Origin of the sequence: Streptomyces sp. MRC013 (assembly GCF_023614235.1) — a bacterium.
Lineage (GTDB): Bacteria > Actinomycetota > Actinomycetes > Streptomycetales > Streptomycetaceae > Streptomyces.
Map to the genome: position 1 here is coordinate 4,763,896 of NZ_CP094264.1, position 14,045 is coordinate 4,777,940.

At 71.7% G+C, this 14,045-nt stretch carries 12 protein-coding genes, 1 rRNA gene and 1 riboswitch; of the genes, 12 read left to right on the plus strand and 1 reads right to left on the minus strand.

Translation table 11 applies throughout. The features are described from left to right. The first annotated feature begins 19 nt into the window (after positions 1–19). From rrf to LUW75_RS21705, 11 genes are all read left to right on the plus strand, one after another. Positions 20–136, plus strand: a 5S ribosomal RNA gene (gene rrf / locus LUW75_RS21655). 156 nt (positions 137–292) lie between these two features. Then, complete coding sequence (locus tag LUW75_RS21660; RefSeq protein ID WP_250337094.1) at positions 293–901, plus strand: CDP-alcohol phosphatidyltransferase family protein; 609 nt, start codon at positions 293–295, stop codon at positions 899–901. Positions 902–1,014: 113 nt separating this feature from the next. Then, positions 1,015–3,510 carry a mannose-1-phosphate guanyltransferase gene (locus LUW75_RS21665; RefSeq protein ID WP_250337095.1) on the plus strand — a complete coding sequence of 832 codons (2,496 nt, stop codon included), beginning with the start codon at positions 1,015–1,017 and terminating at the stop codon, positions 3,508–3,510. Positions 3,511–3,619: 109 nt separating this feature from the next. Further along, positions 3,620–4,549, plus strand: a complete 930-nt coding sequence (locus LUW75_RS21670; RefSeq protein ID WP_250337096.1) for a DUF881 domain-containing protein — start codon at positions 3,620–3,622, stop codon at positions 4,547–4,549. Further along, positions 4,546–4,878 carry a small basic family protein gene (locus LUW75_RS21675; protein ID WP_250337097.1) on the plus strand — a complete coding sequence of 111 codons (333 nt, stop codon included), beginning with the start codon at positions 4,546–4,548 and terminating at the stop codon, positions 4,876–4,878. The genes LUW75_RS21670 and LUW75_RS21675 overlap by 4 nt, the downstream gene beginning before the upstream one ends. A gap of 5 nt (positions 4,879–4,883) precedes the next feature. Further along, positions 4,884–5,672 (plus strand): DUF881 domain-containing protein, encoded by a 789-nt coding sequence (locus LUW75_RS21680; RefSeq protein ID WP_250337098.1) that lies wholly within the window; start codon positions 4,884–4,886, stop codon positions 5,670–5,672. Positions 5,673–5,958: 286 nt separating this feature from the next. Then, positions 5,959–6,753 carry an FHA domain-containing protein gene (locus LUW75_RS21685; protein ID WP_250337099.1) on the plus strand — a complete coding sequence of 265 codons (795 nt, stop codon included), beginning with the start codon at positions 5,959–5,961 and terminating at the stop codon, positions 6,751–6,753. A gap of 38 nt (positions 6,754–6,791) precedes the next feature. Next, a complete protein-coding gene (gene ftsR, locus LUW75_RS21690; RefSeq protein WP_250337100.1) occupies positions 6,792–7,541 on the plus strand; it encodes a transcriptional regulator FtsR in 750 nt (249 codons plus the stop codon). Between the two features lie 53 nt (positions 7,542–7,594). Beyond that, on the plus strand, positions 7,595–8,068 hold the full coding sequence (locus tag LUW75_RS21695; protein ID WP_250337101.1) for a bifunctional nuclease family protein: 474 nt from the start codon (positions 7,595–7,597) through the stop codon (positions 8,066–8,068). Positions 8,069–8,241: 173 nt separating this feature from the next. Then, on the plus strand, positions 8,242–8,886 hold the full coding sequence (locus LUW75_RS21700) for a MerR family transcriptional regulator (protein ID WP_250337102.1): 645 nt from the start codon (positions 8,242–8,244) through the stop codon (positions 8,884–8,886). A gap of 61 nt (positions 8,887–8,947) precedes the next feature. Then, positions 8,948–10,432 (plus strand): DNA polymerase IV, encoded by a 1,485-nt coding sequence (locus LUW75_RS21705; protein WP_250337103.1) that lies wholly within the window; start codon positions 8,948–8,950, stop codon positions 10,430–10,432. Here LUW75_RS21705 and LUW75_RS21710 read toward each other — a convergent pair. Next, a complete protein-coding gene (locus LUW75_RS21710; RefSeq protein ID WP_250337104.1) occupies positions 10,360–10,725 on the minus strand; it encodes a PRC-barrel domain-containing protein in 366 nt (121 codons plus the stop codon). The genes LUW75_RS21705 and LUW75_RS21710 overlap by 73 nt on opposite strands. Positions 10,726–10,838: 113 nt before the next feature. Beyond that, positions 10,839–10,937: riboswitch (glycine riboswitch) on the plus strand. 180 nt (positions 10,938–11,117) lie between these two features. On the opposite strand from LUW75_RS21710, the gene gcvP reads away from it, so the two are divergent. After that, entirely contained in the window at positions 11,118–14,003 is a 2,886-nt protein-coding gene (gene gcvP, locus LUW75_RS21715) for an aminomethyl-transferring glycine dehydrogenase (RefSeq protein ID WP_250337105.1), read from the plus strand. Positions 14,004–14,045: the final 42 nt, after the last annotated feature.

The window sequence follows — 14,045 nt, forward strand, 5'->3', positions numbered from 1 at the left end:
GTCGGTATCTTCATAGTGTTTCGGTGGTCATAGCGTTAGGGAAACGCCCGGTTACATTCCGAACCCGGAAGCTAAGCCTTTCAGCGCCGATGGTACTGCAGGGGGGACCCTGTGGGAGAGTAGGACACCGCCGAACAATTCTTGAGACGGGAAAGCCCCGCACCTGACGGTGCGGGGCTTTCCCACGTTTCTTCCGCAGGCCGATCGCTGTCAGACCCCCCTATGCAGGTCGGCTCGAGCTGACGGTAAGGTCAGGGGGCAGCATCGGCACGTTCCCACAGGAGGCCCTCGGGTGGAGGTCCAGGAGACCCGCGTCCAGACGGACAGGGTCCTCACCATCCCCAACATCCTGAGTATGGCCCGGCTCATCGGTGTGCCGCTCTTCCTGTGGCTCATTCTCCGCCCCGAGCTCGGTGGCCCCAACAGTGATGGCTGGGCCTTCCTCGTCCTCGCACTGAGCGGTGTCAGCGACTACCTCGACGGCAAGCTCGCTCGGAAGTGGAACCAGATCAGCAGCCTCGGGCGCATTCTGGACCCCGCGGCCGACCGTCTCTACATCCTTTCCACACTCGTCGGCCTGACCTGGCGGGACATCCTGCCGCTCTGGCTCACAGCGGTGCTCCTCGCACGCGAGGCGATGCTGCTGTTGATGGTGGGTGTCCTCCGCCGCCACGGTTATCCGCCCCCCCAGGTGAACTTCCTGGGCAAGGCCGCCACATTCAACCTGATGTACGCCTTCCCGCTGCTGCTGCTCAGCGACGGCGACACGTGGCTTGCGTCACTCGCTGAAGTTTTCGGGTGGGCCTTCGCCGGATGGGGTACAACTCTCTACTGGTGGGCAGGGATCCTCTACGTGATCCAAGTCCGCCGACTCGTCAAGGCGGAAACCGCAGCCGAATAACCCTGCTTCCCTACCTCACAGGGCGAGACCGACGCCGGTGGGGCGCCGGACGCCGTAGCGAAGACGGGGGAAATCGGCCAGATCGTCGTCTCTGCAAGGAGGACGCTTCCGACATGAAGGCCGTCGTGATGGCCGGGGGCGAAGGCACCAGACTTCGCCCCATGACCTCGAGCATGCCCAAGCCGCTCCTGCCGGTCGCCAACCGACCGATCATGGAGCACGTGCTGCGCCTGCTCAAAAGGCACGGGCTCACCGAGACCGTCGTAACCGTGCAGTTCCTCGCTTCGCTCGTCAAGAACTACTTCGGTGACGGCGAAGAGCTCGGGATGGAGCTCACCTACGCCCACGAGGAGAAGCCACTCGGCACCGCCGGCAGCGTCAAGAACGCCGAAGAGGCACTGAAGGACGACGCGTTCCTGGTCATCTCCGGAGACGCCCTCACCGACTTCGACCTGACCGACCTCATCGCCTTCCACAAGGAGAAGGGCGCCCTGGTCACCGTCTGCCTGACACGTGTGCCGAACCCGTTGGAGTTCGGCATCACCATCGTCGACGACGAAGGCCGCGTCGAACGGTTCCTCGAGAAGCCCACCTGGGGGCAGGTCTTCTCCGACACCGTCAACACGGGCATCTACGTCATGGAGCCCGAAGTCTTCGACTACGTCCAGCCGGACGTGCCCGTCGACTGGTCCGGCGACGTCTTCCCGCAACTGATGAAGGAAGGGAAGCCGATCTACGGCTACGTCGCCGAGGGCTACTGGGAGGACGTCGGCACCCACGAAAGCTACGTGAAGGCTCAGGCCGACGTCCTGGAAAGCAAGGTGGACGTCGAACTCGACGGCTTCGAGATCTCCCCCGGCGTCTGGGTCGCCGAAGGCGCCGAGGTACATCCCGACGCGGTTCTGCGCGGGCCTCTCTACATCGGTGACTACGCGAAGGTCGAAGCCGGCGTCGAGATCCGCGAACACACCGTCGTCGGGTCCAACGTGGTCGTGAAGAGCGGTGCCTTCCTGCACAAGGCCGTCGTTCACGACAACGTCTACATCGGGCCGCACAGCAACCTTCGCGGCTGCGTCATCGGCAAGAACACCGACATCATGCGGGCCGCCCGCATCGAGGACGGTGCCGTCATCGGCGACGAATGCCTCGTCGGTGAGGAGTCGATCGTCCAGGGGAACGTCCGGGTCTACCCCTTCAAGACGATCGAGGCCGGCGCCTTCGTCAACACCTCCGTCATCTGGGAATCCCGCGGCCAGGCCCACCTCTTCGGCGCGCGCGGCGTCTCCGGCATCCTCAACGTCGAGATCACCCCCGAACTCGCCGTCCGGCTCGCCGGCGCCTACGCCACCACCCTGAAGAAGGGTGCGACCGTCACCACGGCCCGCGACCACTCCCGAGGCGCACGGGCTCTGAAGCGGGCCGTGATCTCCGCCCTGCAGGCCAGCGCCATCGACGTACGAGACCTGGAGAACGTGCCCCTGCCGGTGGCACGCCAGCAGACCGCGCGGGGCAGCGCCGGCGGCATCATGATCCGGACCACTCCGGGCGTGCCGGACTCCGTCGACATCATGTTCTTCGACGAGCGCGGCGCCGACCTGTCCCAGGCCGGGCAGCGGAAGCTCGACCGCGTCTACGCACGCCAGGAGTACCGGAGGGCCTTCCCCGGCGAGATCGGCGACCTCAGCTTCCCGTCGAGCGTCTTCGACCAGTACACCGGCGCCCTCCTGCGCAGCGTCGACACCACCGGCGTCGCCGAAGCGGGACTCAAGATCGTCGTCGACGCCTCCAACGGCAGCGCGGGGCTCGTCCTGCCGAGCCTCCTCGGGCGACTCGGCGTCGACTCGCTGACGATCAACCCCGGCCTCGACGAGTCGAGGCCCACCGAGTCGGCCGAATCCCGCCGGGCCGGGCTCGTGCGGCTCGGTGAGATCGTGTCGTCCGCACGGGCCGCGTTCGGTGTGCGGTTCGACACCGTCGGCGAACGACTGTCGCTCGTCGACGAACGCGGTCGGATCATCGAGGACGATCGGGCGCTGCTCGTCTTGCTCGACCTGGTCGCGGCCGAACGGCGCAGCGGCCGGGTCGCCCTGCCCGTCACGACCACCCGGATCGCCGAGCAGGTGGCCGCGTACCACGGCACCCAGGTCGACTGGACGACCACCTCACCGGACGACCTGACCCGGGTCGGGCGCGAGGAGTCCACCATCTTCGGCGGCGACGGCCGGGGCGGGTTCATCGTCCCCGAGTTCAGCAGCGTCTTCGACGGCACCGCCGCGTTCGTGCGCCTCATCGGCCTGGTCGCGCGCACCCAGCTCACCCTCAGCCAGATCGACGCGCGCATCCCCCGCGCCCATGTGCTGCGGCGGGACCTGGCCACGCCGTGGGCCGTCAAGGGACTGGTGATGCGGCGGGTCGTCGAAGCCGCCGGCGACCGGCACGTGGACACCACCGACGGAGTGAGGGTTGTGGAGGCGGACGGCCGGTGGGTGCTCGTCCTGCCCGATCCGGCCGAGGCCGTCACCCACCTGTGGGCGGAAGGCCCCGACGACGAATCCGCCCGGGCGCTCCTCGACGAGTGGGCCGCGGTGGTGGAGGGCGCCGGGCGGTAGCGCCCGGGCCGGCCGAAGGGCCGGTGTGCCGGACCGATCGTACGACCGTGTCCGGCACACCGGTGGGGCCATTCGGCGGTAGTCGCTGCGACGTGCGACGATGTGCGGCATGTCGCAGCAACCCCCCGTTCGGAGCACCGGATCCCCGCCTCCGCGTCCCGACGCGTCGATGTCGCTGCTGACCAATGTGATGGACCACGCGCTCGATGACGGGTACGCGGAGGCGGCCGCCCGCCGGGCCGCCGAGGGCGGCGGTCCGCCCCGTACGCTGAGGGCCAGGCTGGGCCTCGCGGCCGGGCTCGTCCTCGCGGCGGCCGTCGTCACGCTCGGTGCCGCCCAGACACGGGTGTCGGCGCCCGTGGTGGCCAAGGAGCGTGAGGAACTCATCGACCGCATCCAGGCCGAGACGGCTGCTGTGGACGGTCTGGAGGAGGGCATCGAGCAACTGCGCGGTGAGGTCGGGGAGCGGCAGCGCGCGGCGCTCCAGGAGCACGGCGGTGACCGCGGTGCCCTCGTGGCGCTGCTCTCGGGCGCGACCGAGGTGACCGGACCCGGGGTCAAGCTCGTCGTCGACGACGCGAAGGGTGCCGCGGAGGGCGGCGGGGGTCCGCGCGGGGACAGCGGCTTCGCCGACACCGGCCGGGTGCGCGACCGGGACATGCAGCGGATCGTGAACGGACTGTGGCAGTCCGGGGCGGAGGCCATCGCGATCAACGGCCAGCGGCTGACCGCCCTGTCCGCGATCAGGGCGGCCGGTGACGCCATACTGGTCGACAACAAGCCGCTCGTACCGCCGTACACGGTACTCGCGGTCGGGGACCGCAAACGGCTCGGCGCCCGCTTCCAGGACAGCGCGGACGGCCGCTACCTGCACGCGCTGAAGGAGAACTTCGGCATCCGCAGCAGCGTCTCCGCCCAGGACCGGGTCGGCCTGCCGGCGGCGGCGAGCCTGATCGTACGTACAGCACAGCCGAGGACCTCCGGAGCCGGTACGGGTGACGGGCAGGGCGCGGCCGACACAGGGAAGGGCACATCGTGATCGCCGTACTGGGCCTCGTCGTGGGAGTCGCGGTCGGACTGTTGATCCGGCCCGAGGTGCCGGCGGTGGTCGAGCCCTACCTGCCGATCGCCGTCGTCGCCGCGCTGGACGCGGTCTTCGGCGGGCTGCGGGCCATGCTCGACGGGATCTTCGTCGACAAGGTCTTCGTGGTCTCCTTCCTGTCGAACGTCGTCGTGGCCGCGCTGATCGTGTTCCTCGGCGACGAGCTGGGCGTCGGGGCGCAGTTGTCCACGGGTGTCGTGGTCGTCCTCGGCATCAGGATCTTCTCCAACGCGGCCGCCATCCGGCGGCACGTGTTCCGGGCGTGAGGCCGATGAGCAACGAGGACCACACCCCTCACGGGCCGCGGCGGCCGGAGGCGGCGGAGACGGAGGCCGCGGGGACGACCGGTCGGCAGCGGCTGATCGCCGGGTTGTGGCCGCCGAGGGTCACCCGCGCGCAACTCGTCGTCGCGCTGCTGCTGTTCGGCCTCGGTCTGGGGCTCGCCATCCAGGTGCGCTCCACCAGCGACGACAGCGCGCTGCGCGGTGCCCGCCAGGAGGACCTGATCCGCATCCTGGACGAGTTGGACGACCGCAGTCAGCGGCTCGAGGACGAGAAGACCCGGCTGGAGGCGCAGCGGCGGGAGCTGGAGAACAGCTCCGACCAGGCCGAGGAGGCCCGCAGGCAGACCCAGGAGAGGGCGCGTCAACTGGGCGTCCTGGCCGGGACCGTGGCGGCGGAGGGCCCCGGCATCACGTTCACCGTCGAGGACCCGCTCACGGCGGTCGAGCCGGACAAGCTGCTCGACACGATCCAGGAGCTGCGCGCCGCCGGCGCCGAGGCCATCCAGGTCAACGGCGTGCGGGTCGTCGCGGACTCGTACTTCTCCGGAGAGGCCGGGGCCGTCGAGGTGGACGGGCGGAGGATCACTCCGCCGTACGGCTTCCGCGTCATCGGCAGGCCTCAGGACCTGGAGCCCGCGCTCAACATTCCCGGCGGGATCGTGCAGACCCTGGAGAAGGAGCAGGCCAAGGCCACCGTGACCCGCTCGGAGAAGATCGTCGTCGACGCCTTGCGGCCGGCGAAGCGGCCTGACTACGCTCGGTCGTCATCGCGGTGAGGCCGGGACGTGTGGGAGCCGTGCGGCGGGGGAACGTCCGAGGGGCCGGACCGGACGGGGGAGGCGGGACGGGAACCGCTCCCGTGGCCGGAGGGCCGCGGAGGCGTCGGACGGCCGGTCGTCCGGGTAGGGAGGTTGCGGGGGGTCGCCGTATCAAAAGCGCGGTACGTGGTGGAAACTGTCCGGAGGATACGGACGTTGTGCAGGTGTCCGGGTCGGCAGGTGTGTTCATGCGGAGTTCGTCCTGCCCCACGGGCGGGTCTGTTTCGTTCAAGGGGAATCGCCCGTGAAGTTGTTTGCGAAGTTGTTCGGCAAGAGCGCACGCGAGGACGGCGGCAACGCCGGGCGCCGCGCGCCGCAGCACGGCCAGAGCGAGGAGCAGGACGCCGGGCGTCCGCTCTTCCGCGACGAGGTCGCCGCCGGTCTGGGCGGTGACGCCGCGGGCGGGCGGGGCGCGTCCTCCGTTGACCCTGCCGGTTCCGGCCCCATAGGTTCCGACCCGTACGCGACCAGCGTCCACGCGGCCGGGCCGCGGCAGGAGGATGGGGCCATGCCGGTGTGTACGCGGTGCGGACACCGCAATGCCGAGGCGAGTCGGTTCTGCTCCCACTGCGGGGCACCGCTGCGGGGCGGCGCCCCCGCGGAGCGCGCGTCGGAGACGACGTCGACGATCTCCATCTCGGGGCTCGAGGCGTACGACGGCGAGGCCACCGGCCAGGTGCCGCTGCCGTCGCTGTCGCCCGAGGCGCAGGCAGCGGTGGAGGCACTGCCGCTGGGCTCGGCGCTGCTCGTGGTGCGGCGCGGACCGAACTCGGGCAGCCGATTCCTCCTCGACGGCGACCTGACGACCGCGGGCCGCCACCCCCAGAGCGACATCTTCCTGGACGACGTGACCGTGTCCCGTCGCCACGTGGAGTTCCGCAGGGCGGCTGACGGCAGTTTCACCGTCGCGGACGTCGGCAGCCTCAACGGCACCTACGTCAACCGCGAGCCGATCGACGCCGTCCAGCTCACCAACGGTGACGAGGTGCAGATCGGCAAGTACCGACTGGTCTTCTACACGAGCCAGCGGGGCGTCTGAGCCTCTCCCAGGCGCTGTCTGGGGAACGGGGAAGGTCCATGCGGCGAACACCGACGGGCGGTGCCGGCCACGGCACCGCCGACTCGGGTGGCCGGCTGGTGAGCATCGGTACGGTCCTCAACCAGCTGCGGGAGGAGTTCCCCGAGGTCACCATCTCCAAGATCCGCTTTCTGGAGGCGGAGGGACTGGTCGAGCCGCAGCGGACGGCGTCCGGGTACCGGAAGTTCAGCCCGGGCGACGTGGAGCGGTTGGCGCTGATCCTCCGGATGCAGCGGGACCACTACCTGCCGCTGAGGGTCATCCGGGAGCACCTGGACGCCCTGGCCCGAGGCGAGCGGGTCGCCCCGCCGGTCCGGGGGCCGCGCGGCGGGCCGCCGGACGGCGGCAGCCCCTGGGAGCCGGACGAGGAGCTCGGCGCCGCCGCGCGGGTCGGCCGCGCCGAGCTCCTCGCCGCCGCGGGGGCGAGCGAGGAGGAGCTCGCCGAGTGGGAGTCGTACGGGCTGGTCGCCCCCGCCGCGGACGGCGGCTACGGGGCCGATGCGGTGACGGTCGCGAAGCTCGTCGCCGAGCTGGGCCGACACGGGCTGGAGCCCCGGCACCTGCGGGCGGTGAAGGCCGCCGCCGAGCGTGAGGCGGGGCTGGTGGAGCAGGTCGTCGCGCCGCTGCGGCGGCACCGCAACCCGCAGACCCGGGCGCACGCCGAGGCCACCGTCAGGGAGCTGGCCGCGCTGTCCGTCCGGTTGCACGCGGCCCTCGTCCGGTCGGCCCTCGGGATCCGGTTCCCCTGACCTTGGCGGAACCCGACTATCCAAACCGGTGCGGCACGTCCTAGGGTTGCTGTGTGAACGAGCTCGATGTTGTCGGTGTCCGGGTGGAAATGCCGTCCAACCAGCCGATCGTGCTCCTGCGTGAAGTGGGAGGCGAACGCTACCTCCCGATCTGGATCGGCCCCGGGGAGGCGACGGCGATCGCCTTCGCCCAGCAGGGCATGACTCCCGCCAGGCCGCTCACCCACGACCTCTTCAAGGACGTGCTCGAAGCCGTCGGCCAGGAACTGACCGAGGTCCGGATCACGGACCTCCGCGAAGGGGTCTTCTACGCGGAGCTGGTCTTCGCCAGCGGCGTCGAGGTCAGCGCCCGGCCCTCCGACGCCATAGCGCTGGCGCTGCGCACGGGAACGCCGATCTTCGGCAGCGACGGCGTCCTCGACGACGCCGGGATCGCGATCCCGGACGAGCAGGAGGACGAGGTGGAGAAGTTCCGCGAGTTCCTGGACCAGATCTCCCCCGAGGACTTCGGCACCGGCAACCAGTGACCGCGGCCGGGCCGTGGTCGGGGCGCGCGGGGGCGGCGTGCTCCTGGGCCCGGGGCGCGCCCACCGTGTTCCGCGGCGCATTCGAGTAGCGTTTCCCGGAGGCGGGACACGTCAAACCGCTCTCGGGGTGATTATCACCCGGCGTGGCGAGTGTGGCGATCGTTGACGCGCCTTTGGGGACTGCCTACCGTCGATGTGGCAGGTCGAGGACGGAGGGTCGGCGTGACGAGCAGCGGCGACGGTACGGCAGGGGGTCCCCCGGACGGAGTCCGGCGGAGGGCGGGCCGTATCCGCTTCACGGAAGTGCGGCCGAGCCGGCGACCGGCGTCGTCGGGTACCGGGGCCCCACGGCGTGCGCGGCCGCCGGCATCACGTACCGGCAGCTCGACTACTGGGCCCGCACGGGGCTGGTCGAGCCGAGTGTCCGGCCCGCCCACGGGTCGGGGACGCAGCGCCTGTACAGCTTCCGCGACGTCGTCGTCCTGAAGATCGTCAAACGGTTCCTGGACACCGGTGTCGCCCTGCAGAACATCCGGGCCGCCGTGCAGCACCTGCGCGGCAGGGGCCTGCCCGACCTGGAGCGCATGACGCTGATGAGCGACGGCGCGACGGTGTACGAGTGCTCGTCGCCCGACGAGGTCGTGGACCTGCTCCAAGGCGGACAGGGAATCTTCGGGATCGCGGTCGGCGTGGTGTGGCGGGACGTCGAGGCGGCGCTGTCGCAACTGCACGGCGAACGGGTGGACACCGGCGAGACGCTCGTCGGGTACGACCCGGCCGACGAACTGGCCCGCCGCAGGCGCGACCGGGCCGTCTGAGAGGTGTGCCCCCCGCCGTCCGCGCGGGGCGCCTGTCGGTGTCGTGGGGCAGCATCGGGGTGTGAGAGCCGCGCCGACCATCCTGCACCTGGACATGGACGCGTTCTTCGCCGCCGTCGAGCAGGCGGCGAAGCCCAGTCTGCGAGGGAAGCCCGTGATCGTGGGCGGCCTGGGACCGCGCGGGGTCGTCGCGACCGCGTCGTACGAGGCACGGCGGTTCGGCGTGCGGTCGGCGATGCCCATGACGCAGGCCAGGCGGCTGGCGCCGAACGCCGCCTACCTGGTGCCGCGCTTCTCCGTGTACCGGTCGGTGAGCGGGCGGGTCATGGAACTGCTGGGAGGACTGTCGCCCCTGGTGGAGCCGCTCAGCCTCGACGAGGCCTTCGTCGACCTGGAGGCCGGGGGCGCCGCGTACGACGCGGAGGGGGCGCGGGTGGTGGGGGAGCGGCTGCGCCGGGACATCCGCCTCGTGACCGGGCTGACCGGATCGGTGGGGCTGGCGGGCTCCAAGATGCTGGCGAAGATCGGTTCCGAGAGGGCGAAGCCGGACGGCCTGGTGCTCATCGAACCGGGGACGGAGCGGGCACTGCTGGCGCCCATGGGGGTGCGGACGCTGCCCGGTGTCGGGCCGGCGACCGAGGAGCACCTGCGGCGGGCCGGGATGGCGACGGTCGCCGACCTGGTCGAGGCCGGCGAGGACGAGCTCGTACGGCTCCTGGGCAGGGCGCACGGGACGTCGCTGTACGCGATGGCGCTGGGTCGCGACGACCGCCCGGTGGTGGCGGAGCGGGACGCCAAGTCGGTCTCGGTGGAGGACACCTTCGACGTGGACCTGCACGACCGGGCGCGGGTGCGGCGGGAGGTGGAACGGCTCGCCGAGCGGTGCGTGCGCCGGCTGCGGGCCGCCGGTCGCTCGGGGCGCACGGTGGTGCTGAAGGTGCGGCGGTACGACTTCTCGACGCTGACCCGTTCCGAGACGCTGCGCGGCCCGACCGACGACCCCGTGGTGGTGCGGGAGGCCGCCGCCCGGCTGCTCGACGCCGTCGACACGACGGGCGGGGTGCGGTTGCTCGGTGTGGGGGTCAGCGGGCTGGCCGACTTCACGCAGGAGGACCTGTTCGCCCAGGCGTCGGCCGACGGTTCCCGGGCCGTGTCCGGTCCCCGCGGCGACGTGCCGGCGGCCCCCACGGGGGCGGAGGAGGACGCCGCCGGTCCGCAGGGGCCGCCGCCCGCGCCGGGCGGCGGCGGGGCCGGTGCGGGCGGCGGGGAGCCGGCGGGGGAGCGGCGGTGGGCCGCCGGAGCCGACGTGCGGCACTCCGTGTACGGGCCCGGGTGGGTGCAGGGCAGCGGGCTCGGCCGGGTCACCGTGCGGTTCGAGGGCCCCGGGTCGGCGCCCGGCAGGGTGCGGACCTTCCGTACCGACGACCCGGAGCTGGAGCCTTCCGACCCGCTGCCGCTGGTGCCGGAGGGTGGTCAGCCGCTGCCCTCCGCCGGCGTGTCGGAGCCCACGTCCGGGGAGGGTGCGGACGGCAGGGGCAGGTCGTAGTGCCGGTGGAGCCGGAGTTCCTGTTCCGGCGAGAGGTGCCGGCCCACCCCGAGGTCCGGTGCGTCCTTGACCAGGGACTTCCCGTACGGGACGCGCAGGTGGCCGTCGACGAGCCCGCTCGGCTCCAGCGGGACGAACGCGTCACGGCCGAAGAGTCCCGTCCGCACGGCCGCCCACTTCGGGACGCCCGTCGCATCGTCCAGGTACACCTCGTCCACCGTGCCGATCCTGTGGCCGTCGCGGTCGAAGGCCTTGCGCCCGATCAGGCCGCGCGGGTCGATGTCGGTCTGCACAGTTCCTCCGGTCGGTCGCGACTGGTCCCCGGACACCACGAAAGGGCACAACGGTGACGTCGGCCACTCGAGGAAGCGGCCCGTGACCTCGCTGGTAGGCTGGCAACGGCTGCTGACCCCGTGCGGGAGAGTCCTCCGGAGGAATCGTCCGGGGGCGCCGAAGGAGCAAATCCTCCCCGGAATCTCTCAGGCCCCTGTACCGCACGGACGAGGTCACTCTGGAAAGCAGGGCGGGAGTCGGACGGCACCCGCCCTCACCGACGGTGAAAGCCGCGCCACCCCGCCGGGATGCGCGGCGAAGCTCTCAGGTTGAGATGACAGAGGGGGAGGCCGTCCGGGCACCCGCGCCGAGGTGCCCCTCGCAGGTCGCTACGACCAGGAGGCCCCCGTACATGACCGCCAACCGCATTCCGCTCTCCCAGCTCGAGCGGGGCACCCCCTTCGAGCAGCGCCACATCGGCCCCGACGCCGGGGCGCGTGCCAAGATGCTCGCGCAGGTCGGCTACGGCTCGCTCGACGAGCTCACGGCGGCCGCGGTGCCGGACGTGATCAAGAGCGCCGAGGCCCTCGGGCTGCCCGAGGCCCGCACCGAGGCCGAGGTCCTCGCCGAACTGCGCGACCTCGCCGGACGCAACCGGGTCCTGGCCCCGATGATCGGCCTCGGCTACTACGGCACGTTCACCCCGCCGGTCATCCTCCGCAACGTCATGGAGAACCCGGCCTGGTACACGGCGTACACCCCGTACCAGCCGGAGATCTCCCAGGGCCGTCTGGAGGCGCTGCTCAACTTCCAGACCGTGGTCGCCGACCTGACGGGTCTGCCCACCTCCGGCGCCTCCCTCCTCGACGAGGGCACCGCCGCCGCCGAGGCCATGTCCCTCGCGCGGCGCGTCGGCAAGGTCAAGGACGGCGTCTTCCTGGTCGACGCCGACGCCCTGCCGCAGACGATCGCCGTCATCGAGACCCGCGCCGAGCCGACCGGCGTCGAGGTCGTCGTCGCCGACCTCGGCGACGGCATCCCCGCCGAGGTCGCCGAGCGCGGCGTCTTCGGCGTCCTCCTCCAGTACCCGGGCGCGTCCGGCGCGGTCCGCGACATCAAGCCGCTGGTCGACGCCGCCCACGAACTCGGCGCCGTCGTCACCGTCGCCGCCGACCTGCTCGCGTTGACCCTGCTCACCCCGCCCGGCGAGCTGGGCGCGGACATCGCCGTCGGCACCACCCAGCGGTTCGGCGTCCCGATGGGCTTCGGCGGTCCGCACGCCGGCTACATGGCCGTCCGCGACACGTTCGCCCGCAGCCTCCCCGGCCGCCTCGTCGGCGTCTCCGTCGACGCCGACGGCGACAAGGCGTACCGCCTCGCCCTCCAGACCCGCGAGCAGCACATCCGCCGCGAGAAGGCCACCAGCAACATCTGCACCGCCCAGGTGCTCCTCGCCGTCATGGCCGGCATGTACGCGGTCTACCACGGCCCCGAGGGCCTGAAGGAGATCGCCCGGCGCACCCACCGGTACGCGGCGGTCCTCGCGGCCGGCCTGCGCGCCGGCGGCGTCGAGCTCGTCCACGGGGCCTTCTTCGACACCGTCACCGCGCGCGTGCCCGGCAGGGCCGCCGAGGTCGTCGCCGCGGCCCGCGGGAACGGCGTCAACATCCACCTCGTCGACGCCGACCACGTCTCCGTCGCCTGCGACGAGACCACCGGCCGCGCCCAGCTCTCGGCCGTGTGGGCCGCCTTCGGCGTGAGCGGCGACATCGAGGCGCTGGACGCCGGGACCGCCGACGCGCTGCCCGAGGCGCTGCTGCGCACCGACGCGTACCTGACCCACCCGGTCTTCCACGCACACCGTTCCGAGACCGCGATGCTGCGGTACCTGCGCAGGCTCGCCGACCGCGACTACGCGCTGGACCGCGGCATGATCCCGCTCGGTTCCTGCACGATGAAGCTGAACGCGACCACCGAGATGGAGCCGGTCACCTGGCCCGAGTTCGGCCAGATGCACCCCTTCGCCCCGGCGGAGCAGGCCGAGGGCTACCTCACGCTCATCCACGAGCTGGAGGACCGCCTCGCCGAGATCACCGGCTACGACAAGGTGTCCATCCAGCCCAACGCCGGTTCGCAGGGCGAGCTCGCGGGCCTCCTCGCCGTCCGCGCCTACCACCGCGCCAACGGCGACGCGCAGCGCACGGTCTGCCTCATCCCGTCCTCCGCGCACGGCACCAACGCCGCCTCGGCCGTCATGGCGGGGATGAGGGTCGTCGTCGTCAAGACCGCCGACGACGGCGAGGTCGACGTCGCGGACCTGCGCGCCAAGATCGAGCGGCACCGCGACGAACTCGCCGTGCTGATGATCACCTATCCGTCGACGCACGGTGTCTTCGAGGAGCACGTCGCCGACATCTGCGCCCGGGTCCACGAGGCGGGCGGCCAGGTCTACGTCGACGGCGCCAACCTCAACGCGCTCGTCGGCCTGGCGAAGCCCGGCGAGTTCGGCGGCGACGTGTCGCACCTGAACCTGCACAAGACGTTCTGCATCCCGCACGGCGGCGGCGGTCCCGGTGTCGGCCCGGTCGCGGTCCGCTCGCACCTCGCCCCGTACCTGCCGAACCACCCCCTCCAGCCGGCCGCCGGCCCGGAGACCGGCGTCGGCCCGATCTCGGCGGCGCCGTGGGGTTCGGCCGGCATCCTGCCGATCTCCTGGGCGTACGTGCGGCTCATGGGCGGCGAGGGCCTCAAGCGCGCCACGCAGGTCGCCGTCCTCGCGGCGAACTACATCGCCAAGCGCCTGGAGCCGCACTTCCCGGTGCTGTACACCGGTCCGGGCGGTCTCGTCGCGCACGAGTGCATCATCGACCTGCGGCCGCTGTCGAAGGAGACCGGCGTCAGCGTCGACGACATCGCCAAGCGCCTGATCGACTACGGCTTCCACGCGCCGACCATGTCGTTCCCGGTCGCCGGCACGCTGATGATCGAGCCGACCGAGAGCGAGGACCTGACGGAGCTCGACCGGTTCGTCGACACGATGATCGCGATCCGCGGCGAGATCGAGAAGGTCGCGTCGGGCGTCTGGCCGGCCGACGACAACCCGCTGCGCAACGCCCCGCACACGGCGGCCGCGCTCGGCGGTGAGTGGAACCACGCCTACAGCCGTGAGGAGGCCGTCTTCCCGGCGGGCGTCTCGGCCGCGGACAAGTACTGGCCGCCGGTGCGCCGGATCGACGGCGCCTTCGGCGACCGCAACCTGGTCTGCTCCTGCCCGCCGCTCGACGAGTACGACGCCTGAGAAGGGCGGTGGGCGCCGGGCCGGTACGGAGGCGGCTCCCTC